This window comes from Pseudomonas sp. MWU12-2020 (genome assembly GCF_023100605.1).
Lineage (GTDB): Bacteria > Pseudomonadota > Gammaproteobacteria > Pseudomonadales > Pseudomonadaceae > Aquipseudomonas > Aquipseudomonas fluorescens_H.
Window position 1 is genome coordinate 83,198 of the sequence record NZ_JALMEX010000012.1, and the last position, 25,183, is coordinate 108,380.

Here is a 25,183-nt window from a genome sequence, read left to right on the forward strand (position 1 = left end):
AAACAGGCATAACCATCGCTGCGGGTGTTGGCCCGCAGCGATGATGGGTTGAGTCAGAACAATACTTTCGCCACATCCGCAAAGCGCTTGGCGAAGTGCACTGTGATGCCTTCTTTCAGATAGTCCGGTAATTCCTCGAAGTTGCCGCGGTTCGGCTCCGGCAGGATCAGTTCGAAGATCTTCTGCCGCCGCGCCGCGATCACCTTCTCGCGCACCCCGCCAATCGGCAGTACATGCCCGGTCAGGGTCAGTTCGCCGGTCATCGCCACGCCTTTTTTCGGCGCCTGGTTGCGTGCGAGCGAAAGCAGGGCACTGGCCATGGTCACGCCGGCGCTTGGACCGTCCTTCGGTGTCGCGCCTTCCGGCACGTGCAGGTGGACAAAGGCTTCATCGAAGAACTTAGGATCGCCGCCGAACGATTTCAGGTGCGAGCTGACGTAGCTGTAGGCGATCTCCGCCGACTCTTTCATCACATCACCCAGTTGCCCGGTGAGTTTAAAACCGCGATTGAGCGTGTGAATTCGCGTCGCTTCGATCGGCAGGGTCGCGCCGCCCATGCTGGTCCAGGCCAGGCCGGTGATCACACCCGTGCCGGATAGCACTTGTTCGTTGCGGAACACCGGATGGCCCAGCGAGGCTTCGAGGTCTTTCGGGCCGAGCTTGATCACCGCATTCGGGTCGTCGATCAGCTTCATCACCGCTTTGCGCACCAGTTTGCCCATCTGTTTTTCCAGTTGACGCACCCCGGCTTCACGGGCGTAACCGTCGATCAAGGCTTTGAGCGCGCTGTCGCTGATGCTCAGGCTGGCCTTGGACACGCCGGCTTTTTCCAGCAGCTTCGGCCACAGGTGGCGCTTGGCGATGGCGACTTTTTCTTCGGTGATGTAGCCCGACAGGCGAATCACTTCCATCCGGTCCAGCAACGGGCCGGGAATCGAATCCAGGGTGTTGGCGGTGCACACGAACAGGACTTTCGACAGGTCCATGCGCAAGTCGAGGTAGTGGTCGAGGAATTCGACGTTCTGCTCCGGATCGAGGGTTTCCAGCAGCGCCGAGGCCGGGTCGCCCTGGTAGCTCTGGCCCATCTTGTCGATCTCGTCGAGCATGATCACCGGGTTCATCACTTCGACGTCTTTCAACGCCTGCACCAGTTTGCCCGGCTGCGCGCCGATGTAGGTGCGGCGGTGGCCCTTGATCTCGGCTTCGTCACGCATGCCGCCAAGGCTGAAGCGGTAGAACGGTCGGCCGAGGGATTCGGCGATGGATTTGCCGACGCTGGTTTTACCCACGCCCGGCGGGCCGACCAGCAGCACGATCGAGCCGCTGATCTCGCCTTTGTAGGCACCGACGGCGAGGAATTCGAGGATGCGATCCTTGATGTCGTCGAGGCCAGCGTGGTGTTTGTCGAGCACCTTGCGCGCGTGCTTGAGGTCGAGTTTGTCCTCGCCGTACACGCCCCACGGCACCGAGGTCGCCCAGTCGAGGTAGTTGCGGGTGACCGCGTACTCCGGCGATCCGGTTTCGAGGATCGACAGCTTGTTCATTTCCTCTTCGAGGCGTTTCTGTACCTGCGCCGGCAGGACTTTGCCTTCCAGGCGTTGCTCGAATTGTTCAAGGTCGGCGCTGCGGTCGTCCTTGGTCAGGCCGAGTTCCTGCTGGATGACCTTGAGTTGTTCCTTGAGGAAGAACTCGCGCTGATGCTCGCCAATCTTGCGATTGACCTCGGCGGAGATCTCTTTCTGCAGGCGCGCGACTTCAACTTCCTTGCGCAGCATCGGCAGGACTTTTTCCATGCGCTTGAGCATCGGCACGCAGTCGAGCACTTCTTGCAGCTCGGAACCGGTGGCGGAGGTCAGGGCGGCGGCGAAGTCGGTCAGCGGCGACGGATCGTTGGGGCTGAAGCGGTTGAGGTAGTTCTTCAGCTCTTCGCTGTACAACGGGTTCAGCGGCAGCAGTTCCTTGATCGCGTTGATCAGCGCCATGCCGTAGGCCTTGACCTCATCGGTCGGCTCGGTCGGCTGGTGCGGGTATTCGACTTCCACCAGGTACGGTGGACGATGATGCTTGAGCCAGGTCTTGATGCGTACGCGGCTCAGGCCCTGGGCGACGAACTGCAGTTTGCCGTTTTCACGGCTGGCGTGGTGCACCTTCACCAACGTGCCGTATTGCGGCAGGGCTTTGGTGTTGAAGTGGCGCGGGTCTTCCTGGGGCGTGTCCATGAAGAACAGGGCCAGGGAGTGGTGTTCGGATTTGCTCACCAGATCGAGCGTTTCGGCCCAGGGTTCTTCGTTGACGATGACCGGCAGCACTTGGGCCGGGAAGAACGGGCGATTGTGGATCGGGATGACGTAGACCTTGTCCGGCAGGTTCTGGCCGGGCAGGGCGAGACCTTTGCCGGTGGAGTGGTGTTCGATGTGGTCAGCTTCGGTGTAATCGTCGGGGTTGTCCGGGAATTCTTGCTGGTCGCTCATTGGGGCACCTGCGCAATGGGGTATGGGTCTTAGATGGGGCAGGCTTTGGGTGGTTTCAATGGGGGTGGGTGTTTCTGCTTGTGTGTTCAGGGTTTTGACAGGGGGCTCGCTTTGGACTTGGCGGCCTTTGGGCCGACCATGCTCTGGGTGTTTTTTTGTGAATATCCATTTCTGCGGGTGTGGCTGCTGACGGTTTCGCCCTTACGGCGACTCACTTTTTTACAAGCGCCTAAAAAAGTAAGCAAAAAACGCTTGCTCCTGCGTGCGGCCCGCTCGCTGGGGCTCGGGGTTCCTTCGTTCCGGGATTGATCCGGGCGCAGCGCCTCCGGTTTGCTTCGCTGCACCTCCTCTCGCTGTGTTTGGCTGCGCCAAACGGTCGCTGCGCTCCCACCCCCGGATCAATCCCTCCACTCAGCCTTCCGACGTCGCCCGTGGATCAAGATCAAAAGCGGTACTCGAGCTTGCGCTCATTGTGTTGAGTGGGGCGGCTGCGCCGCATGGGGCATACACAAATCAAAACTGTGGGAGCTGGCTTGCCAGCGATGGCGGCCTGACAGCCGACCGATCTCCAACTGACCACACCGATTCCAACTGTAGGAGTGAGCCTGCTCGCGATGGCGGCCTACGAGCCGACCAATCTCTAACTGACCACCCCCATTCCAACTGTAGGAGTGAGCCTGCTCGCGATGGCGGCCTATGAGCCGACCAATCTCCAACTGCCTGCACCCAATCCAAATGTGGGAGCTGGCTTGCCAGCGATGGCGGCCTGCGAGCCGACCAGTCTCCACCTGACTCACCCAATTCCACTGTGGGAGCGGGCTTGCTCGCGAAAGCGGTGTGTCAGTCACCGCAAGTGTTGGATGTGCCGACGCTTTCGCGAGCAAGCCCGCTCCCACTATGGCTCAGCTGTGTGCCGCAGATTGAGTGATTTCCACATTATCCAGCACCCGATTCACTGCCAGTTCAGCCAGCATGATGATTTGCTGGATCGCCAGTATCGTCTGCCGCTGCGGGCTGTCTACATAGACCGCAATGTCGCTGGTCATGATGCTCGCCGAAGCCAGTGATTCGCAGGCGTGGGCCAGCAGGCTTTCGTTGTCCATGTCCGGGGCGACTTGGAACATGCTGCTGGGTTTGTGGAATCTCACAGCGGCGGCGGAGGGTTTCAGGTAGTGGTCGAGGGCGCGTTCGGCGGCGTCGTGGAGTTTTCTGGAATCGAGGGATTCGTAGGGGGAGGTTTCGGGGGGATTCGGTGTGGGTTTGATCATGATGAGTTCTCAGTTGGTGAAGTGGAGCTACCTTCGATTGCCGCGACGCAATCTGAGGTGGCAGCTGTACGCGGGTTCGCGGACCGATAACTGAGAAATCGGCATACCTCCCTAGAAAGGTATCCCGCGCACAGCCGCCATGAAACAACCAACAGGCACCGGCAGGTGCTGTCAGGTTGGCGATTATGCATCAGTTATCAGGCCGCGACGCCCGTTCGCTGAATTTCCAGCGATCTTCGAAGCCTATCCAGCCGACTTCCGAAGCACAACCGACGCGACTTGTCGGAAAACTCCCGCATGTAACGCGCTTCTGTAGGACGGACACCGTCCATTGTGGGAGCGGACTTGCTCGCGAAGGCGGTGTGTCAGTGGCAAATTAATTGGCTGACACACCGCTTTCGCGAGCAAGCCCGCTCCCACAGGTTTTTCAGTGAGTTCAGAAAAGCTGTGTGCAACAAAAAAAGGCGATGTCCCTCACGGAACATCGCCTTTCTATTACCGCCGCTAAAACTTATTCCGGCAGTTTGTACGCAATCACGTAGTCACCCATCTTGGTGCCCAGCGAACCGTGACCACCCACCACCAGCAGGACGTATTGCTTGCCGTCCTTGCCGGTGTAGGTCATCGGGGTCGCTTGGCCGCCGGCAGGCAGACGCGATTTCCACAGCTCTTTACCAGTGTTCACGTCGTAGGCGCGCAGGTACTGGTCGAGGGTGCCGCTGAGGAAGCCGACGCCGCCCGCAGTCACCATCGAGCCGCCCATGCTTGGCACGCCGAGGGTGAAGCCGATCGGGATTGGCGAGCTGTCGCGGCTGGTGCCGTTCTTGCGTTTCCACACGACTTTGCCGGTGGTCAGGTCGATACCGGCGACGTAGCCCCAGGCCGGGGCCTGGCACGGTACGCCGAAGGGCGACATGAACGGGTGCATGGTCACCGCGTATGGCGCGCCAGTGTTTGGCTGGATACCGGCGGTTTCGCTTTCGCGTTTGCTGTCGGCGGCCACTTCGGCGCGCGGGATCATCTTCGAGACGAAGGCCATGTAGTTCGGGCTGGTGAACAGCATCTGGCGAACCGGGTCGACCGAGACGCCGCCCCAGTTGAACACGCCGACGTTACCCGGGTAGATCAGGCTGCCCTGTTCCGACGGAGGCGTGTATTGGCCTTCGTAACGCAGTTCCTTGAACTGGATGCGGCACAGCATCTGGTCGAACGGGCTCGCGCCCCACATGGCTTTTTCGGTCAGTTCCGGGGCCAGCAGGTTGAGGTCCGAACGGGCCTGGGTCGGTGCGGTGTGGTCGCCTTTCACGGCGCCTTGCGGAACCGGGATTTCGCGGATCGGGATGATCGGCGTGCCGTCACGACGGTCGAGGACGTACAGGCTGCCCTGTTTGGTCGGGGCGATCAGCGCCGGTTTCACGCCGTCGGCGGTTTTCATGTCGAGCAGGGTTGGCTGGCTGCCAACGTCCATGTCCCACAGGTCGTGGTGGGTGAACTGGTAGTTCCAGCGCACTTTACCGGTGGCCAGGTCGAGGGCGACGATGCCGGCGCTGAATTTCTCGGCGCCTGGGGTGCGGTCGGCGCCCCACTGGTCCGGAGTCTGGTTGCCCAGTGGCAGATAAACCATGCCGAGTTTTTCATCGACGCTGGCCAGCGACCACATGTTCGCCGAGTTGCGGCTGTAGATTTCGCCCGGCGCCAAAGGCTCGGTGGCGTCTGGCTTGTCGCTGTCCCAGTTCCACACGAGGTGGCCGTCGTGCACGTCGAAGGCGCGGATCACGCCCGATGGCTCGTTGGTCGACTCGTTGTCGGTGACGTGACCGCCCATGATCACCAGATCACGGGTAATCGCGGCCGGCGAGGTGGAGTAGTAGCCACCGGCGGTGAACGGGCCGATGCCTTGGGTCAGGTCGACCACGCCGTTTTTGCCGAAGCCTTCGCAGATCTTGCCGGTGTCGGCGTTCAGTGCGATCAGGCGTGCATCGGCGGTTGGCAGGTACAGACGACGCGGGCAGGCCTGGGCAACGGCTTTGCCGGCTTCGGAGATAACGGCCGAGGCGGCGTTATCAGCTTTCGCGTAAGCGGCTTCGTCGTAGTACGACACGCCACGGCAGGTCATGTGGGCGAAGCCCTTGAAGCCCACCGGGCTCTTGATCTGCGGGTCGAAGCGCCAGATTTCCTTGCCGGTGTCCGGGTCCAGTGCCAGCACTTTGCTGTGCGCGGTGCAGGCATAGATCATGCCGTTGACTTTGAGCGGGGTGTTTTCGTTGGTCAGCTCGACCGGGTCATCAGACGTCGGCAGGTCGCCGGTCTGGATGCGCCAGGCCTCTTTCAGCTTGCCGACGTTGGCCGGGGTGATCTGCTTCAGCGGCGAGTAGCGGTCACCGAACTCGGTGCGGCCATAAGCCTGCCATTCGCCATCCGGCATGGCTGGCGCGGTGCTGGTCATGTCCGCGGTGTCGCGGCCCAGTTCGCCGAAGATTTCCCCCGGGTGGGTGAACAGGCTGGCCAGGGCAGTGACGCCGGCCAACACCACAGCCACGCTCAGACCACCCGTGCCCATCGGCGCCGGGCCGGCAAGCAGCAGCGGACGACGGAACCACGGCAGTAACATCACGATGCCGAGGACGAACCACAGTGCCAGACGCGGCACCAGTTGCCACCAGTCCAGACCGACTTCCCACAAGGCCCAGACCGTGCTGGCGAACAACACGATGGCGTACAGGCCCAGCGCTGCGCGACGACGCAGCAGCAACAGAATGCCGCTCAGCGCAATGCCGATACCGGCCAGCAGGTAGTACAGCGAGCCGCCGAGCATGCTCAGCTTGACTCCCCCGGCCAGCATGGCCAGGCCCATCAGTAGAAGCAGAATGCCGAGCAGGCTCGGTAACAGACGGCCCCGACTCGAAGCACTTTCAGTGCTCATAGTGTGATTCTCCGTGACGTTTATTTAGTCCCGCGCTTTAGTCACTCTAGATGACGATTGGGCGCAGGTATGGTTCAGATAAAACTTGTGTAGCTAACAAATTTCATAAATCCCCTGTGGGAGCGGGCTTGCTCGCGAAAGCGGTGTGTCAGAAGGCTGATGTGTTGACTGACACGCCGCCTTCGCGAGCAAGCCCGCTCCCACCTTGGGGATTCGCGTAAATCTTTAGAACGAAGACTGGATCTTGATCCCCGCGATCAGTGCGTCATCGACCTCGTTCACGCCGCCCGGATGGCGGATGTATTGCAGGTTCGGGCGCACGGTCAGCCAGTTGGCGAGGTGCACGCCGTAATACAGTTCGGCGCTGTATTCGGTGTCCTGCGGCTGCAGGAAGGACGGGTCGTCATAGTCGTAGACGGCGTGCGCCTGATTGCTCGCTTCGGCGTTCTTGCGGAAGGCCGGGTTGACGTGGACGCGGGCCAGGGCGAAACCGATGTCGTCCTTGGCGCGGGCATCGAACGGGCCTTTGTAGACCACGCCGGCCTGCACGTAGTTGTCGATCGCGTTGGTTTTCTTGTCGTGCATCGTCGCGTTGGCAAACACGCTCAAGCCGCGCGAGTGATCGCTGGCGATGCTGGTGATTTGCTGCTGGGCGCCGAACCACACGCCGTGCTTGCTCGACGCGCTGCGATAGGCTTCGCCGCTCAGTGCGGCGGGCTGGCCGTTCTGGTCTTTATAGACGTCAGAGGCCTTGGCGCTGCTGTAGTAGTAACCGGCACGGTATTCGCCCGGCAGGTCGTTGAGCTTCGGCGTCCACACCAGTTCCACCGGCAGCACGGCGCCCTGGGTGCCGCTGCCGCTGAGCTTGAAGCCGTTGCCGCGATCGAGGTTCGACGGGTTCTGCTCGTAGGCGCCGACTTGCGCGTACAGCTCCGGGGTCAGGTGATATTTGACCCGCAGTGCCCACTGGCTGACCGGCCAGTTGTACCAGATGCCGCCGACCCAGTTGCCGACCTGCGAGCCGCAGAACGCCAGGTTCTGGAAGTCGCACGGGAAGCTGTTGAAGTCTTCGCCTTCACCGAAGCGGCCGACCTTGATGTCGAGCTTCTGGTCGAAGAATTTCTGCTGGTACCACATCTGCGTCAGGCGCGTGGTCTGGCCACGGCCCCAGACTTCCTGGGCCGAGGTGAAGCCGCCAACGCGTGGGTCGTTGATGCGGTCATTGCTGATGTTGTTGCCGCTGCGCTTGGTGATGGTCAGCTGAAATTCGGCGTCGTCCCAGCCGAGGATTTTTTGCAGGTCCAGGTGCGTGCCCAGACCGAACTGATCGCTGTAGCGCGCGGTGCGATCGTGGTCGTAGCCGCCGTGCAGGTTGCTGCCCATTTCGCCGGTGTAGTCGAGTTTGAAGTCGTAGCCTTTTTCCGCCAGCTCGGTACGCGTGCCGTTCCAGTCACCGAGCATCCACGGTGAGTCGCTGTCGAAGGCGGGGGCCGCGTGGGCGTAGGTGGCGAAGCCGAGCGCGGTGCAGCTGCCGAGCAGGCGCAGGGTTGAGATAGCGCTGTCTCGGGAGAAGGAAAAATCAGGCATGGGTCAGTCTTTTTTTGGTGTTTTACGGGGGTAAACCGAGCGCTTCAATTTGACGCAGGCAGTGAAGCGATTCAGCTGAAGGGCGGCAGGATAATGATCTGTAACAAAAAGACAAAGGGCTTTTGCAGACATGCAGCGTTTCGGATTCGGTAACAGTGCGGCAAACGGGCGCATTGTGGCGATGGCCGCAGGCTGCGATCTTCCCGGGTTGGCCTACATTTGATGCAAGGCCTTCCACCTGACCGGCCCCTCGGCTAAGGTGCGCGGCTTGTGCATTTTCACTCCGTCCAAAGGCCTGGCATGAACGACCACACTCCCGATCCGCTGCATGGCGTAACCCTTGAACAGATCCTCAATGCGCTGGTGGCGCATTACGAGTGGTCGGGGTTGGCCGAGCGCATCGATATCCGCTGCTTCAAGAGCGACCCGAGCATCAAGTCGAGCCTGACGTTCCTGCGCAAAACCCCGTGGGCGCGGGAGAAGGTCGAGCGCCTGTACGTGAAACTGATGCGCACCAAGCGTCCGCTCTGAGATGAACGCCGTTTCGCGGCGACGCCTGATCACGCTCCTCGCCAGCCTCGGCTGGGCCGGGTTGAGCATTCAGCTGTACCTGATTTTCCTTGCGCGGCTGAGTGTCGATGCCAGTCTGCTGGGCGGGCTGGTGAGTTTCTTCAGTTACTTCACGGTGTTGACCAACACGCTGGTGGCGACGGTGCTGACCTGCGCGATCACCCGGCGTGAATCCGCTGCGCAACGCTGGTTTCTGCAGCCATGGGTCAGCAGCGGGGTGGCGGTGAGCATTGCCGTGGTGGGGCTGGCCTACAGCATTTTGCTGCGGCATTTATGGCACCCTGAAGGCTGGCAGTTTATTGCCGATGAATTGCTGCACGACGTGATGCCGTTGCTGTTTCTTGGCTATTGGTGGTTTTGCGTACCGAAGGGTTCGTTGCGCCTGAAGCACCTGGCGCTGTGGCTGATCTATCCGCTGCTGTACTTCGTTTACGCGCTGCTGCGCGGGCATCTGCTTGGCGCGTATGCGTATCCGTTCATCGATGTGGCGCTGCTGGGTTATGCACAGGTGTTTATCAATGCCGGAGGGATATTGGTGGGATTTGTGCTGATTGGGTTGTTGGTGATCGGGGTCGACCGCTCGCAGTCAGGACGAAGTTAAAAGGTCAAAGTGGGAGCGGGCTTGCTCGCGAAGGCGTCAGGTCAGTCAACATCATGGTTGAATGATCGACCGCATTCGCGAGCAAGCCCGCTCCCACAAGGGCAAATCACTCTTCTGCCGAACCCTCAGCCCGCCAGTAACCGACGGCTTTGACGAACTGTTCATTGAGCCCATGCTCATCCAGCAGCACCCGGCGGATCTGCCGCGAGACCTTGGTCTCGGTCGCCACCCACGCATACAGATTGCCCTTGGGCACCTGCAGCTCTTTGACCGTGGTCAGCAGGTTGTCCTTGCCGCCCTCGCGCAACACCCAGATCACATTGACCTGCGCCGCACTCTCCAGCACTTGTTGCTCGGCACCGTTCTCCACTTCGATCACCACCAGCGCCTTGCGATTCGCCGCCAGACCTTCGAGGCGGCGGGCGATGGCGGGCAGGGCGGTTTCGTCGCCGATCAGCAGGTAGCTGTCGAAGATGTCCGGCACGATCATCGAACCGCGTGGCCCGCCGATGTGCAGGAATTGCCCGGGTCTGGCCTGTTCAGCCCAGGTCGAGGCAGGGCCGTCGCCGTGCAGGACGAAGTCGATGTCCAGCTCGAGTTTTTCCAGGTCGTAGCGGCGCGGGGTGTAGTCGCGCATCTCGGGCAGCGGGCCGTTGTCCTTGCCGGCGCCGAGCACCAGGGTTTCCAGCGCAGCGGTTTGTTCGGCGTTCTGCGGGAACAGCAGTTTGACGTGATCGTCGGTGCCCAGGCTGATGAACCCGGCCAGTTCCGGCCCGCCAAGGGTGATGCGGCGCATGCGCGGGGTCAGGTCGACCACGCGCAGCACTTGCAGTTTGCGGCGTTTGATTTCGTGCATCACACGGTGAATGGTTTGCGTATCGACTGCAGTCATTCGGCTTTCTCCGGGGCAAATTGAACGGCAGGGCCGTCGACGATGGCTTTGGCGGTGTCGTTGAGCAGCGCGGCAACCCGTTGGATTTCTTCCGCGCTCCAGCGTCCGTGGTGCAGCTGCAAGGCGTGGCGCAGGTTGTGCACCGCCTCGTGGATTTCCGGCGGCCGGTCATGGCCGCGCAGTGAACGCTTGCTGACGTCGATGCGCATGCGCACGCCATCCAGCGCTACCGCTTGCTCGCTTAAAGACAAACGACCGGCGTCGGTCACGCTGTAGCGTTTTTTGCCGGCCTCGGCGTCGCCGCTGATCAGGTCGCTTTCTTCGAGGAACGTCAGGGTCGGGTAGATCACGCCGGGGCTGGGGCTGTAGGCGCCATCGAACATGCCTTCGATCTGGCGGATCAGGTCATAGCCGTGGCAGGGCTGCTCGGCGATCAGCGCCAGCAGCAGCAATTTCAGATCACCGGGGGCGAAGACCCGTGGGCCACGCCCGCCGCGTTCACGGCCGGGGCGCTTTTCGAAGCCGTCACGGCCGTCGCCGTGTTCGCGGTGATGGTGGGGGGAATGATGGTCTCTCATTTTTGCCTTCTCTCTCGTCGTGTTTAGATACAACTTAAGATATATCTTTACGTCTGTGCAAGAGGTCCTGACCAACGGTGCAGATCTGATTCATCGAATCCGCAGGCGCAAAAACCGGAAAACGATCAAAAAAAACCGGTATTAAATCCCGCGGCAAAGGCGCAGTTTAGTGCTAACTCTCTAATGTCCGGTTTCGCCCTTTAATCTCGGGAAAGTGTGGTATCGGTCTTACGGAAGTTGCCGCAAAGTTCTGGCGCGTAGAGTCACCCGGGTGGCGCGTTGTAGCCTGTCTCTTACAGTTGAACAGGAACTTTCCTGATTTTCGCGGTTTTTTCTCTCTCATCTAATGGCGCTCAGGCTACAAGGTCGCAGGACATTGCCTGCTTACTTTAAATATAAATTGGTTGACCATGCCTCGGCGTCGAAAGTTAACGGTGAGTCACTAACTGCTCGTGACTGTTGTGCTCATCTTGATCTTTCGATGAATCAACTAATTTATATAAGACAGGTATTCAATGATGCTCAAGAAACTCGCCTTTGCCGCCCCTCTGACCGTATTGGCCATGAGCGCCTCGATGGCGTTTGCCGCCACCGAAGCCAAGCACTCGATCAGCATCGTGGCGCACGTGCCGCCTGATGACTTCTACGCGGTGCCGGTGGATGCCGACCTGGTCAACAAGGATCAGGACATGAGCTACAACCCGTCCACCGATTCGATGCGCGAGGTCAACGGTCACTTCGACGTGCTGCACACCGCCGGCAAGGTTCACGCCCGTCTGGAAGGCGTGCCGAAGCTGATTGCCGGCAACAAAACCGTCGATCTGAAGGTCGAACTCAACGGCAAGACGCTGACCACCCTCTCTCAGGAAGTGGTCGGTGACACCGAGTCCAATACGCGCTATCGCGCACCCTTCAAGATCAGCGCTACCGGTGCCAAACCCGCCCCTGGCGACTACACCGGCGTGGTCATGCTGGTTGTGGAACCTTCGGTCTGAGGCATAACGGCAATACCTGACGTTACTTGTTCAAGTGGCGTAACCGGTCGGCAACTTGCAACTTTGAAGTTGTCCGGCCGGACTTTTACTTTCCGGTAATCAGAGTATTCGTTCATGTTTCCGATGACGCCCATCGCGGCTGCGCTTGCGTTGCTGACTTGCAGCGGCGTACTCGCGGCGCCCGCATCCGTTGATAATACGCCGCGAAGTTTGTTGGCCCAGGCCAAAGGGTTGCCGGCAGACTTTGAAGAGCACTTCTTTGATGTTCCATTGGCTGTTCGCGTAGAACTTGATCAGCAACCTCTTGGCGAGGCAATGATCGTCTTGTCGCGTGACGACCGCATTACCCTGCTCGACTTCACCGACACCAGTGACAGTCGCATCAGCGCCGTCGAGCGTGAAACCTGGGCGAGCATCCTCAAACCCGGGATCGCCCTGGGAAGTTGCAGCAGCCAATGCCCGGAGCAACTGCTGGCAGTGCACTACAACCTCGAAAGCTCGCTGCTGTCGATCGTCACGGAAAACGCCGAGCGTGATTTGCAGGCGCAACGTTTCCATGAGCAGCCGGAGGGCGGCAGCAGCGGTCTGATGCTGCGCAATCAGCTCAATCTCAACGGTGGCCAGGATCAGGATCTGGGTGGCCGTTTCGGTCTGGAAGCCAGTGCCAGCCTCGGCAACTGGAGCCAGTCCTTCAATATGCAGCTGGCGCGCCTCGGCGGGCCGGACACCCAGACCTATCACGCGGTACACGAGCTCTACACCCAGCGTGAATTGCAGGGCAGTTTTTTCCGTCTGGGCTATTTCACCCCCAATTCCGAAGGCCTGACCCGCCAGCCTCGGTCGTTCGGCACCAGCCCCGACACGGCGGTGGGCGTGATGTACGGCAGCTCCGACAGCCTCGCTGTCGACAGCCCGCGCCCCAGCGTGTACCCGATTTTCGTCACGGCCAATCGCCAGGCGTCGGTGGAGATCTATCGCGATGGCCTGCTGATCAACACCCAATCAGTCACTGCCGGCCTGCAGACCCTCGACACCCGGCCGTTGCCCGGCGGCATCTACGAGGTCGAAGTGCGCCTGATCGAAGACGGCCAGACCACCTCGACCACCCAGGAACTGGTGTACAAACCGGTGAACTGGCGCAACCTCGACGAGCGCTGGCGCTACAACCTGTTCGCCGGGCAGGAAAGCAAATTGCTCAGCAACTGGGACGAACAGGACAGCGGTGAATTCACTGCCGGCGCCGCGCTCAACTACCTGCTGCACCCGCGAGTGATCCTCGGGTTGTCGGCACGTCAGGTGCGCGACACCTTGCAGTACGGCACCTCGATCGACTGGAGCCTGGCCGACAGCGTCAGCTTTTTCGCCAACCTCTATCAGACCGAGGATCACGGCACCGGCGCCGATGTGCAAGGCCTGTACAACTATGGCGCCGGCAGCCTGGTGGTCAGCCACAACCGCAGCTGGCTCGACACCCGCAACAGTTACGACACGCTGCCCGACGGCACCCGCGTGCGTCAGCGCAATGTGTTCATCGGCGAAACCAGCAATTCGTCGCTGGCGATCAACCATCGCCTCAGCCGCAAGAATTCCTTGAGCGCACGGGTTTCGCACAGCGAAGGCAACGTCGAAGGCGTGGGCATGGACCTTGGCTGGAGCCAGCGCACCGAGCTGTTCGGCAGCGATGCCAACTGGCGGTTGTCACTGTTCGATCGGCCGGGCAGCTACAGCAGCGGCGATGCACGCAATCGCGGGGTCGACCTGAGCATCAGCATGGCGCTGGGCGGCCCCGGCCAGCAGGTCTCGGGCAGCATCGGCAGCCGCACGGCACGCGACGGCGGGCGCGACAACAACGCCTCGCTCGGCTATCGCAAGGACTGGCAGGACCACGTGCTGCAAAGCGTTTCGCTCACGGCGCTGACCGACACCTACGGCGTCGGTCTGGCCAGCCTGGCCAACTTCCGAACCGACTGGATCAATGGCGACGGCTTCCTGCAGCGCTCGTCCTATAACGGCAACTTCACCGGTGGCGTGAACCTCGACAGCAGCGTGATCGTCGGCGCTCAGCGGCTGGTGCTGACCAGTCAGCATCAGGGCCGCGGCGCCGGGATGATCGTCGATGTCGAGTCGGATATCACCGACGTCGCCCTGCGCGCCGACGACCTCAGTGGCGGCAGCGCGGCGCTGCGCCCGGGGCGCAATTTCATCCCGCTCACGGCGTATCGCAACAGCTCGGTGAGCTTCGATTTCGAAGGCAATCACGTCCCGGCGGCCAGCATCGAGCCGGCCCGTACCCGCTATCACCTGAACAAGGGCGGCGTGGAGTACCGCAAGGTCCGCGTGATGCAAACCGTCACCGTGCTCGGGCGCCTGCTCGATCCGCAGGGCCGGCCGCTCAAGGGCCACCACGTGATCAATCACGCCAGCCGTGGGGTCAGCGAAGTCGACGGATTTTTCTCGATGGAAATGCACGCCGGCGCACCGACGCTCGAAGTGCGCTACGCCGATCAATTGCTTTGCCGGTTCCGGCTCGATATCGACAGCCACCGCCGTGAAAACAACGTGCTGATGATCGGTGATTTGCGCTGTTCGCCGGACACGTTGGCCGAGGCCACCCACAAGGCCGAGACCGCGGGTTGATTTCGGCCTGCCAGAGGAGATTTTTCCAGACATGAACGTCGCACGCTTGACCACACTCCGTCGTCGCTGGTTGCCAGCCCTTGCGCTGGCCGCGATCACGGCTTCTCCGAGTCACGCCGAACAGGTGTCCATCACGGCCGAATTCAGGCCGGACTCGTCTTATCCACATCGCAACAAGTTCGTTAACACCACGCCACCCAGCGGCTATTGCACCTACGATCCGGCGCAGTGCGAACAGAACGAAATATTCAGTTTGCAGGTGCCGATCCAGTTCGATTCGCGTGTGCCGATCATGGCCAATCACCCTTCGCCACGGCAGGGTGCGACATTTCAGGTGCCCACCCAATGGCGTGAGCTGACGGTCTATCACGAGAGCACCCGCGAGCCGGAAACCGTCAGGGTAAGGATTGTCGGGATCGGTTCGCGCTACGTGACCGAGGACGTGATGAAACTGGTCGGTGGCGCCGATGACTATCGCCTCGCGCATAACCTTTTATGGGGGTCGAGTTGGGTCAATGCGCCGGCACCCTGTCAGTACAGTGGTGTGGGCTGGTACACCGCCGAATCCTACGCATTTTTCTGGAAAACCCCGTCGGCCACTGCCTGTACCAAGCAGGCGAAGTTCGATGTGCCGTGGTTGCGCCTGGATTTCCTCGATTTTGCCTATGAACTGGAAACGCCCAACCCGTTGGGCATGTCGTCGGGGCACTACACCGGCGATCTGACCTACAGCGTCGGCCCGAATTCCGACTTCGATTTCGGTGACGTGATGATGCCCAGCAGTTCATCGCTGACCCTGAATTTCAATCTGGATGTCCGGCACACCCTGAAGGTCGATATCCCGCCCGGCGGGGAAAAAGTCCGCCTGGTGCCCGCCGGTGGCTGGCAGGGCTGGCTGCAGGCCGGGCGGCGGCCGGTGAGCCTGTTCCGTGACCAGACGTTCACTATCTCGGCCTCGTCGCGGTTCAAGATGCAAATGATGTGCGGGCCCGGATTGAATGGCGAGTGCGCCATCGAGGATGCCGAGACCAATCGCCGGGCCGAGATGTTCGTCAGTGTCAGTCTGCCCAATGGCCTCACCGACCTGTCCGGCCAACCGGTAAAACGCTTGCGCCTGAAATCGGGGGAGGAGAACGCGCTGTATTTCAAACCCGGGTTCTATGTGGATCGGGCTCCCGGCGTCCTGCATTTCGAAGTGCCGCCCCATTCGATGGCCACCATGCTGCGCCCCGGCGAGAGCGGCAGCTACAGGGGCACGGTGATTGTGATCTGGGATTCGGATATCTGATGGGCCGCCTATCGAAGCGCCACGTCGGCAGTGTGTTCAATGACCAAGGAATCAAGGTGATGAAACGTTTGTTGTTATCAATCGGTTTGAGCGGGTTGTCCTTCGCCCTGCAGGCCGCTCCACAGATCAATGTCGGGACGGTGTACGACTATCTCGAGGGTGACAAAAGCACCTACCTCAAGCGCGTATTCAACAGCGGTGACAGCACCGCGTTCGTCAAGGTCAACATCCTCGAAATCATCTACGACGCCGACGGCAAATCGCGGGAGATCGAAGTCAGGAATCAGGCGGACATGAGCAGCCGTGACGGCCTGATGGCCAGCCCGGCGCGGCTGATCGTCCCGGCCAATGGCATGCAGGGCACGCGCCTGGTGTTGCTGGGCGAGCGCGACCGGGAGCGCTATTTCCGCGTGCGCTTCATCCCCGTGGTTCCGGAAAAAGAAGACGAGTTCGCAGTGTCCGCCGATGAGCGCGAACAGTACAAAAACACTTTGTCAGCCGGGGTCAACGTCATGACCGGTTTCGGTACGGTGTTCTTCGTACGCCCGAAAGACAGCCGTTTCGACAGCGTGATCGAAGACACCCCGACCACCTATCGCGTGCGCAACAACGGCAACACCGTGGTCGTGGTCGACGAGTTTCGCAACTGCGCACTGAAGGACGAAACCGCCTGCGAACCGACCACCAAGCACCACGTGCGCGCGGGCAACAGTTTCGAGTTCGAGAAGAAACCCGGGCGCGAATACCGCTTCAATCTGGTGGAAGGCGCCAGCAAGAAAACCTTGCGCGTTGCCGGCCGCTAATCACGGGATGACCTGAGATGATCAAACAATCGTTCATGGTCGTGAGCGCGGGACTGCTGACGCTGTTCAGCAGCACGCTGTTCGCGGCGCGCGAAGAGCACCGCTTCGAGGTGTCGGTGGACATCCCGACGCTGGGTTTTTACGTCATACCGGCCGAGACGGACTGGATTCATCGGGCGCAGATTCTGCCGTGGAATGTCAGCAGCAAAAGCCTCGGTGGATTGCGCAAACACTTCGACGTGCGGCACGACACCAGTGCCATCGAGGCCCGACTGGACAGCCAGGCGTACCTGTCCAATGGCCGCCCCGAACAGAACATTTATCTGCGCGTCAGCTTCGCCGATATCGAACTCAGTCACGAGTCGCCGCGCCAGGTGGTCTCGGCGGAGCAGGCCCGGGCCGGCGGGCGCTATGTGCTGGAGATCCAGCCGATCGTGCCCGCCGGTGGCTACAAACCGGGGAGTTATTACGGCAACGTACAGCTGATTTTCAATGCCGCTGCGCCCTGAATCCACGGGCCTGTCCGCTCTCCAGTGGGCAGGCCGTGGAAGTTTACGCCGGCATCAAAGCCCGGCGCGTCGCAGTGCCTCACGGGTCAGACGGCGTGCCAGTTCTTTTTCGTCATCAGCCAGATCAACCAGCAATCGATCGAACACCGCGTCGCTGATCGGCGCTTCGTCGAACACCACCGTCGGGGGGACGGGGAGGTCCTGCATCAGGTCCAGGAGCTGTTCGCGCAAGGCCTTACGTTGCTCGGTCTGGGTCGACTCGCTCCACTGCCGCTGCACTTCGCGCAGCGATTCGAGCTTGTCATAGTTGCCCTGGAAGCGACGCTTGTTGCTTTCCAGCCGTGTCGGATACTTTTCTTCCAGGTACTGCGTCCAGAAGTCGAGTTCGAGCATCGCGTTCACCAGGCCGTCGCCTTCGCCCAGCGCCAGCACGGTGCCATAGGCCTGATCGATCATCGCGTCACTGACGCCGGACACCTGTCGATACAGCATGCCTTCGGACTGCCACGGCAAGCCGAGGCGTTTCGCCAGGCCGGTCTGATAGGCCAGGTAGATTTCCACATCGTCCGGGTTGCCGCCGCGGCTGGCGACGTCGGCCCGGGCGATCTCGTTGACATGCTCAAGGCGTGCCGCGCCTTTGGCCAGCGTCACCAGTTTCAGCTCCAGCTCCTTCGGGTCGACCGAATAGGCATGGGCCTCGTAGGCGAGCACGTTGATGCCCATGTGATTGAACAACTGCGCACCGGCATCGGCGCAGTCCACCGGTGCGATCACCATGGTGAACAGTTTTTCCCGCAGGCGGCTGTCGACGTGCACCGCGTCGAGCATGCGCCAGACGCGCTGCATCAGTTGCGCGCGCGCGGCGCCATCGGCCCGGTAGTCGGCGAAGTCACGCACGCTGAGCAGCGTCGCCATGAATGGCTGTGCGGCGGGCTCCTCCACCAGTTCCGCCCACGGGGTTTCGCGGTCGACGCCCCAGCCGGGGACATCGCTCCAATAGTCGGCGCCATAGTTGGAGACGATCGCCGTGTTCTGCCCCGGGGCCGGGGACAGCAACGGCTCCTCAGGCAAGGCCATTGCCCGGCGATGGGCCTGGTAGCGCAGGCGGTTGATGTCGGACAGGGCCACCACGTCCAGACGCGTGCGGGCCACCAGCCACTGCGCATCGGAGCCCGTCGGAGCTTCGGGGATCTGCGTCAGCGGGTTGCCGCGCAAATCGAGCAGCAACGCCCGGGGGCGCGGCCTGGCCAGAATGCCTTCGGGCCAGGTCGTCAGCCCGGTGTTTTTCAGCACGACCACCTTCAGACGCGGCATGCGTGAGAGATCGGGTGACAGGCCCAACGGGTTGTCGTCCATTTTCAGCACTTCGAGGTAGCTCAGGCTGCGCAACCGTTCGACCGCGACCGGATCGAGCACGATGTGGTTGTTGCTCAGACGCAGCCGTTCGAGGCGCCGCAGTGTGGTGCCGATGCGCTCCGGCAAACGGGTCAGCTCACAGTATTTGGCGCTGAGTTCGACCAGGTTCGGAAAGTCCTTGAGCAAGCCGTCGGGGTTGGTGGAAAACCGCGTGTTGTCGAGTTTCAGCACCGTGACCTTATCGAGGAATTTTTTCAGCCCCGGGCGCTTCGCCCACCAGACTTCCAGATCCACGGAGAGCAGTTCCCGGGACAGATCGAGGGCAAAGGACGAGGGATCGGCACGATTGCCGAGGTCCGGGTTCTTGCGTTCGAAGCAGTCCAGCAGACTGTCGTAGATATGCAGCCCGCCACCGTCGCGAAAGCCCTGGCTGCCCGGTCCCCAGCTGTCCGGTTGCTGATAGCGCCAGCGATGGACGATGGCCCGCAGCTCATCGAGATCGTTTTCATGGGTTGCGATGGCCTTGAGCGGCTCGCCCTGTGCGGTGAGCGCGTCGGCAAACGCATTGACCTCGCCCGGGCTGAAGTGCGGATGCAGGTCCTGAATGCGTTCCTGCAGAGTCGCCGCGTTCCTGCTCAGGGCCGGGCCGCGCAGCAGAAACAGCGTGGCGTGTTCAGCGACCGGGCGGATCGGCGGGGTGGCCAGCAGTGTGCGGCGTTCCTCGGGAGGCAGGGTCTTGTCGATGACCCATTGCCGGAACTGTTCGACATCGTGGGTGCGCATGCCCAGGGCATTGCCACCCTCATGGTCGATGGCCTGCGCCATCGCTTCATACAGACCGCTCGGGGCGTGGATCGGCTGGTCGGCGCCATCGCGCACCTGATAACGATCAGCCGCGATCCGCACCAGTACGCGCACCCGTTCGGCGGACGCGGCACCGGCCTCGCACCGCAACGGGCCATCGAAGCTGCCCTCGCGGATTTCCACGCGCAATGCGCCGAAGGTATCGCTGTAGTGCCGCAGCGCGCCGAGGATCAGCCGTTCGCTGTCGATGTTGCTCAGGGCTTCGCTCTGCAAGCCCTGAGCGGCACGGACCGATTGCACCTCGAATTGCACCTCGCGCGCCAGCGTGCGCAGACGCAATGGCAGGCGCCGCTGGGCCACGATCGCCTGCGACTCCATCGGCGTGGCCTGGGCCACCACGCGTTCGGCGAGGGTCGAGGTCAACTGCGGGCAGTCCACCAGCAATTGACGGGCTGCCGGCGAAAGCGCAGTGGCTGAAGCCTGCGGCGGTGTGGCAGCCAGGCGATCGAGGGTGTCGCTGAGCAGGGGCGGCGGCTCAGTGTTGTCCACGTGCATACGCCGCAGCAGATTATCGTCGGTGCCGGTGAGCAGGCGCATGTGCTCCAGTTGGGCGCTGCTGAAACCCTCGGTGCGATGGCCGATGCGGCGCATCAACAGGGTTCCCTCCCACTGGCGCGGGTTCTCCGTTTCACAGACCCAGGCGCCGTTGCTGTTGTGCGTCAGGCTCGGTGCGTAAGCCTCGGGCCGTTGCGGATGACGGATGCGATGTTCACCGGTGACCGGGTCCTTCGCCACTTCGAACAGTTGCCCATCCAGCTTGAGCAACTGTTTGTCCCCCACTGCATGCAGGCCCTGCGCATCCGCTTGGCTGTGCGCGGGCAGTGTCTGCTCCGGCAAGTGATAGGGCGTCAGGTCGGGGCTCCACAGGCGCGTGCGGCCATCCGCCGATTGCACCGGTTTCATCTCCTGGACAAACGCCGACAACTTGACCCGGAAGGTCTGACCAATGGCTGTGCCCGCGGCAAAGGCGCCGAACTGGACGATGTTTTCCAGCACGCCAATCGCCTGTTCACCGGCCTCGGCCTTACGTCCCTCAGCCAGATCCACCAGGCATTCGAATGTGCTGTCGAGCAGTTGGTACATCGTGTAGCCGAGCATCAACTGGCCGAGGAACGGCATAAACGGCGTCACCACCAGCAACGCGACGTTGAGGATGTCCGAGAGCATTTTTTCCAGGTTGTCCCACCAGGCCCAACGGGCCATGCGGTCGGCATACGCCGTGGAAATCGCGATCTCGGCGGCATCATTGAGGATCTTGTTGAGCTTCTGGCGATAGAGATACCCCCACAGATCACCGTTGAAGCGGGTCTCGCGGTCGTCGCGGATGGTACTCAGGCGAAACCGCAGATTGGGGTTGTCCACCGGCGTTTCGCGCCAGGTTGGCATATTGGCTTCGGCCTGTACCGGCTGCCATCTGACCTGCGCCAGACGGTCATTGAGCTGCGCGAAAAAATGCCCGCGCTGCTGCTGACCGACAAACTGGCTGAAGAATTTCTGGTAGCTCTCAGAGGATGTGCTGTCGCGCAATTGCCGGGTCAGTTCGGCCATCAGCGCGAGTGACGAGGGGTATTGCTTGAGCGGGTGTTCCGGGTCGTGGGGGACATAGGCGATGAGTGGCACAGGCGCGCGGGCGCCGAGTAGATCCGGGGCGATCAGGACGATGCCGGTCAGCGTGGTGTCCATCATCGTCAGGTTGTAGTAACTGACGGTCCGGCCTTTCCATCGCAGATTGCGGCGGTCGTCGAGCATGCCTTGCACGACGTCATAGGCGTCCGCGTCGATGTGTTTTTTCGCCAGAGCCATGTGTGCGGCGAGGTGCAGTGCGCTCTTCTGGCTGAGCCCGACCTTGTGCCGTAAAACCTGGCGTGCGACGCCATCGCCGGGCAACAGGAAAGCGTTCAGGTGTTGCTGGTAGCGCGCGCCGAGGTCGAGTTCACGGCACAGTGTTTTGAACTGTTCGATGCGCATTTTGTGCTTGAGCGGTTTGACCGTGAAGTGGCCGTTGGCATCCGGGCGGCTGATGAATTCCGAGTCCTCGCTGAACACCTCGCCGCTGGAAAAGTTATGCAGCGCGGCATCCAGCAGCGAGACCGTGCGGCTGTTGGTGGCGCCGGCGAAATCATGCACCCACCAGGACGTGTTCACCGGGGCGTAGAGGCGCAGCCAGGTCTGTTCGACATCGTCCTCGACACCGAAGCGCGCCGTCAGTGCCTGTTGCAGCAGCGGTTTGGCAAAGGCGTAGACGTCTTGCAGATTGTTCAGGGCCTGGTCGACTTTGTTCTGAGCCTTCCAGGCCCTCTGCAGTGCCTGTTGCAGGTGCTGATGATCGGCGGGCGCGATGTCGCGATGCCAGGGCTCGATGCCCGGTTTGAGGGTTTTAAGCTGGTTGACGCGCGCGACACTGGTCTCGCGCAGCCACGCCGGCAGGGCCTTGGCGATCACCTCATGGTGAACGCCGGGAGCGGCGGGCGTGCGGGGCAATTCGGACTGAGGTCCTTGCAGGGGTTGGATGGGCATGGCGCTGATCGTCCTTGATCGAAATGGAACGATCAGACTAGGCAACGACCGCTGTCGAAAAAAGCGCAAATACCCGCTCTGAATGGCGTAGGTCTGGCGCGGACACTTCGAAAAATGAACGCTGAAAAATACACAGTTACCGCACCGGCTCTGTGCTGATATGCCTTAGCGCGCCGCAGTGACCTGCGGTGCCTGGCACATCGTGTGCGTGCCCGGTTGCAGGTACGGCGAGAGGATCGGCGCCATGCCCTTGAGCACCTGTACCGGAAGCGCCGAGGTGAACTTGAAGTTCTCCGCCGAGCGCCCGGGGACGAACGCAGTCAGCGTGCCGAAATGGTTGTTGCCGATGTAGAACACGAAGGTCGCGGTGCGGTTGATCGACTTCGAACTGAGAATCCGCCCGCCGGAGCCGATGGCTTCGATGCGGTTGTCGCCGGTGCCGGTCTTGCCACCCATGACCAGTGGCGTGCCGTCGGCGGTTTTGAAACTGCCGGACACGCGTTTCGCCGTGCCCGAGTCCACCACTTGCGACAACGCCTCGCGCATCGCCGTGGCGACCTCCGATGGCATCACCCGTTTGCCCACGTGTGGGTCGTTGGTCAGGCGCGTTTCATACGGTGTGCCGGCGGCGAAGTGCAGGCTGTCGATGCGCAGGCTCGGCATGCGTACGCCGTCGTTGAGGATGGTGCCGATCAGCTCGGCCAGCGCGGCAGGGCGGTCGCCAGAGCTGCCGATGGCGGTGGCCAGCGACGGCACCAGGTGGTCGAACGGATAGCCGACTTTCTGCCAGCGCTGGTGAATCTCCAGGAACGCTTCGATCTCGAGCATGGTGCGAATGCGACTGTCGCGGGCGCCCTTGTGCTTGCTCTTGAACAACCAGCTGTAGACCTCCTGACGCTCGAACTGGCTGGCCTTGACGATCTCGCTGAAGGTGGCGTCCGGGTGGTTCAGCAGGTAGCCCATCAGCCACAGATCGAGCGGGTGAACCTTGGCGATGAAGCCTTGATCCGGCAGATCGTAGGTGCCCGGGCCATAGGCGTCATACAGTCGGATGAGGCGGTCATCGGTGAGTTTTTCGGTGAGCTTGGCGCCCTTGAGGTGCGAACGCACGAAGCTGTTGAAATCTTCCTGACTGGCGTTGGGCAGCAGATAGCGGTGCACGGCGGCCATGCGGATCGGCGTCGGGCGCATGCTGTCGAGGAAGGTATCGAGGCGCGCCGGGGTGTCCTTGTTCTTGTACTTCTTCCAGAACTTGAGCAGGAACGAAGTGCCTTCGCGGTCGGCGAAACTGGCCAGGTATTCCTGACGGCGCGGATCGCGGTCATCCTTGAGCAACTCCGCACTGCTGTTGGGGCCGGAGTAGGTGACATAGCGCACCACGTCACGCATCAGGCGAATGAACGGCAGGTTGATCGACTCGCGCAGGGCATCGCGCAAGCTCGGCATACGGCCGTTGTCTTCGTTGCGGAAGTTGTGGAACACATGCAGGCCGCCACCGGTGAAAAACGCCTCGCCGGGGCTGGCCGAATATTTGCGGTCGAGCGCGGCGCCGAGCATTTTCGACAGGTCGTGGTCCTTGTTCTGGATCAGGTAGTCGATCACCCACTGGCTGAGGCGGTCCTGATCCGGCACCTCGACTTTCTTCAGCTCCGGCACCGTCATGGCGCCGTACTTGTCGTGCAGCTCGGAGATGATCTGCAGGTACGTGGTGAGCACGCGCATCTTCGCCGTCGAGCCGAGCTCCAGTTTGCTGCCTTCGTTGATGTCGAACGGCTGGTCGGTGCTGTCGGTCTGCACGCGCACTCGCGAGCCGTCCGGGGTCAGTTCGAACAGGGTGAAGCTGTAGCGCACCTGGGTGGTACTGGTGGGGGTGAGCAGGCGTTCGCCGATCAAACCGATCTGCCCGGCAAACGCGGGTTCGGCGAGTTTTTTCAGGTACTCGGTGGCCTGGGTCTGCAGATCGCCCTGTAAAGTGCTGGTGGCCGACAGGTCGAGGCGATCGAGGTCGTACAGTGGGCGATTGAGCATCGTTGCCAGACGGCTGCGAGCGACGCTGATGCCCTTGTTGGTTTCGATCGGCTGAATGGTCGGCTGGGTCTGCCAGTCGCGGTAAGTGACCTTGCTCGCCAGCGCGGCATCGGCCAGCGCGCTGTCGATCACGCCGTTCTGTTTGAGCAGGCGCAAGTGGCTGTCGGTGAGGTCGGCGAGTTCTTCACGGCCCTTGGTCAGGTAATGCGAAGGGCGGCGCTGGGCGATCATCAGCGAGAGCATTTCGCGCAGGGCCAGACCTTTGTCGGCCATGGTTTTCGGATCGGTGGCCGGGCTGTTCAATTGTTCATTGGCCTTGTTGAAATCGCTGCCGTACCAGACCCGCAAACCTTCGGCCATGCCGTGTACCTCGCCATGCCCCGGCACGGCGGAGAGCGGCACGCTGTTGAGATAGTCGCGGATGATGTTCTGCCGTGCGCCGAGGGTTTCGGGACCGGGCTGATAGGCGCGCACGCTGGCAGAGATCATCTGGCGGATCTTCTCGGCGCCAGACACCGTCAGGCCATCGGGCGAATGCCGGTACTTTTCCAGCTGTGTCGCCAGGGTACTGCCACCCGCCGATTGCCCCGGCAGGTGCAGCAACTTCGCTACCTGAGACCACGCGGCCATGCCGAAACGCGGCCAGTCCACCGCCGGGTTGGCCAGCGGTTGTTTGGGGTCGAGCAGAAAGCGGTTTTCGATGAACAACAGGCTGCTGACCACCACCGGCGGAATCGCCGCGAAACTCGAATACAGCTGCTGCGGGTACTTGTACTGATACAACGGCGCAGCGCGGCAATCGGTGATCGACAGCCCGGCCTGGATCTTTTCCGAATAGGGCACGAACAGGCCCTTGTCGGTGTAGCTGAGCAGCGCCGGAGAAAACCGTGTCTGCTCGGTGATCACATAGTCGCGCTTGAGCAGGCGCGGCAGGAATTCATCGAGGGAGCTGTAGCCCAGACGCAGATCGAACGGCCCGTTGCCCGGATAGCGGATCGCTTCGCTGGGGCCGGGTTCGAGCTGATATTTGAGCGAGGCGGCGTATTGGCTCAGCTCCCTGGACTGAAAGCGCGAGGTGCGCATTTCCTTGTTCGCGGCCAGACCCACCACAACCGCGATAATCAGCAGCAATAACCAGAACGCCTTCCAGCCATGCCGGTTGCGGCGTTTTTTTGGGGGGATAGGCGCTTCATCCACACGTTCAGTCGGAACCACGGCTTTACTCGAATCGGTTTGCCACAAAGCGCCCATAGTCGATTGATCCATTCACGCAGATTGATCGGACTTGACTGAAGC

General features: G+C 61.6%; 15 protein-coding genes and 1 pseudogene. 8 read left to right on the top strand and 8 right to left on the bottom strand.

Translation table 11 applies throughout. The features are described 5' to 3' along the window. Positions 1 to 53 precede the first annotated feature (53 nt). From lon to M0814_RS23390, 4 genes are all read right to left on the bottom strand, one after another. Entirely contained in the window at positions 54 to 2,471 is a 2,418-nt protein-coding gene (lon, locus tag M0814_RS23375) for an endopeptidase La (RefSeq protein ID WP_103484078.1), read from the bottom strand. A 902-nt stretch (positions 2,472 to 3,373) separates the two neighbouring features. Continuing rightward, positions 3,374 to 3,739, bottom strand: a complete 366-nt coding sequence (locus M0814_RS23380) for a DUF6124 family protein (protein ID WP_103484910.1) — start codon at positions 3,737 to 3,739, stop codon at positions 3,374 to 3,376. A gap of 511 nt (positions 3,740 to 4,250) precedes the next feature. Continuing rightward, positions 4,251 to 6,662, bottom strand: a complete 2,412-nt coding sequence (locus tag M0814_RS23385) for a glucose/quinate/shikimate family membrane-bound PQQ-dependent dehydrogenase (RefSeq protein WP_103484909.1) — start codon at positions 6,660 to 6,662, stop codon at positions 4,251 to 4,253. 225 nt (positions 6,663 to 6,887) lie between these two features. Then, on the bottom strand, positions 6,888 to 8,249 hold the full coding sequence (locus M0814_RS23390; RefSeq protein ID WP_103484908.1) for a carbohydrate porin: 1,362 nt from the start codon (positions 8,247 to 8,249) through the stop codon (positions 6,888 to 6,890). A gap of 300 nt (positions 8,250 to 8,549) precedes the next feature. Between M0814_RS23390 and M0814_RS23395 the strand changes: the two genes are divergently transcribed. From M0814_RS23395 to M0814_RS29205, 3 genes and pseudogenes are all read left to right on the top strand, one after another. Continuing rightward, entirely contained in the window at positions 8,550 to 8,780 is a 231-nt protein-coding gene (locus M0814_RS23395; protein WP_003227831.1) for a VF530 family protein, read from the top strand. Position 8,781: 1 nt separating this feature from the next. Next, a complete protein-coding gene (locus M0814_RS23400; RefSeq protein ID WP_103484907.1) occupies positions 8,782 to 9,420 on the top strand; it encodes a Pr6Pr family membrane protein in 639 nt (212 codons plus the stop codon). A gap of 9 nt (positions 9,421 to 9,429) precedes the next feature. Continuing rightward, positions 9,430 to 9,519 (top strand): annotated as a pseudogene (locus tag M0814_RS29205) (metal ABC transporter ATP-binding protein); the annotation flags it as partial. Between the two features lie 7 nt (positions 9,520 to 9,526). Here M0814_RS29205 and M0814_RS23410 read toward each other — a convergent pair. Together M0814_RS23410 and M0814_RS23415 are read right to left on the bottom strand one after the other, a co-directional pair. Then, the gene (locus tag M0814_RS23410; RefSeq protein WP_103484906.1) at positions 9,527 to 10,312 is read right to left on the bottom strand and encodes a siderophore-interacting protein; all 786 of its coding nucleotides are present in this window, start codon (positions 10,310 to 10,312) and stop codon (positions 9,527 to 9,529) included. Further along, positions 10,309 to 10,890: a PadR family transcriptional regulator gene (locus tag M0814_RS23415; RefSeq protein ID WP_003227826.1), complete on the bottom strand. Its 582-nt coding sequence runs from the start codon at positions 10,888 to 10,890 to the stop codon at positions 10,309 to 10,311. Before M0814_RS23415 ends, M0814_RS23410 begins: the two co-directional genes overlap by 4 nt. Before the next feature lie 518 nt (positions 10,891 to 11,408). On the opposite strand from M0814_RS23415, the gene M0814_RS23420 reads away from it, so the two are divergent. The 5 genes from M0814_RS23420 (at position 11,409) to M0814_RS23440 (ending at position 17,122) form a co-directional block, all read left to right on the top strand. Then, positions 11,409 to 11,885 carry a CS1 type fimbrial major subunit gene (locus M0814_RS23420; protein WP_177434765.1) on the top strand — a complete coding sequence of 159 codons (477 nt, stop codon included), beginning with the start codon at positions 11,409 to 11,411 and terminating at the stop codon, positions 11,883 to 11,885. 114 nt (positions 11,886 to 11,999) lie between these two features. Continuing rightward, positions 12,000 to 14,522, top strand: coding sequence for a CS1-pili formation C-terminal domain-containing protein (locus M0814_RS23425; RefSeq protein WP_103484904.1), 2,523 nt, complete (start codon positions 12,000 to 12,002; stop codon positions 14,520 to 14,522). A gap of 31 nt (positions 14,523 to 14,553) precedes the next feature. Further along, the gene (locus M0814_RS23430) at positions 14,554 to 15,810 is read left to right on the top strand and encodes a hypothetical protein (protein WP_103484903.1); all 1,257 of its coding nucleotides are present in this window, start codon (positions 14,554 to 14,556) and stop codon (positions 15,808 to 15,810) included. Positions 15,811 to 15,869: 59 nt separating this feature from the next. After that, positions 15,870 to 16,613 (top strand): pilus assembly protein, encoded by a 744-nt coding sequence (locus M0814_RS23435; protein ID WP_103484911.1) that lies wholly within the window; start codon positions 15,870 to 15,872, stop codon positions 16,611 to 16,613. 17 nt (positions 16,614 to 16,630) lie between these two features. After that, a complete protein-coding gene (locus tag M0814_RS23440; RefSeq protein WP_103484902.1) occupies positions 16,631 to 17,122 on the top strand; it encodes a CS1 type fimbrial major subunit in 492 nt (163 codons plus the stop codon). A gap of 54 nt (positions 17,123 to 17,176) precedes the next feature. Here M0814_RS23440 and M0814_RS23445 read toward each other — a convergent pair whose 3' ends face one another. Both M0814_RS23445 and M0814_RS23450 read right to left on the bottom strand, forming a co-directional pair. Further along, positions 17,177 to 21,859, bottom strand: coding sequence for a DUF6543 domain-containing protein (locus M0814_RS23445; protein ID WP_103484901.1), 4,683 nt, complete (start codon positions 21,857 to 21,859; stop codon positions 17,177 to 17,179). Positions 21,860 to 22,024: 165 nt separating this feature from the next. Beyond that, a complete protein-coding gene (locus M0814_RS23450) occupies positions 22,025 to 25,138 on the bottom strand; it encodes a transglycosylase domain-containing protein (protein ID WP_103484900.1) in 3,114 nt (1,037 codons plus the stop codon). Between the last annotated feature and the right edge of the window lie 45 nt (positions 25,139 to 25,183).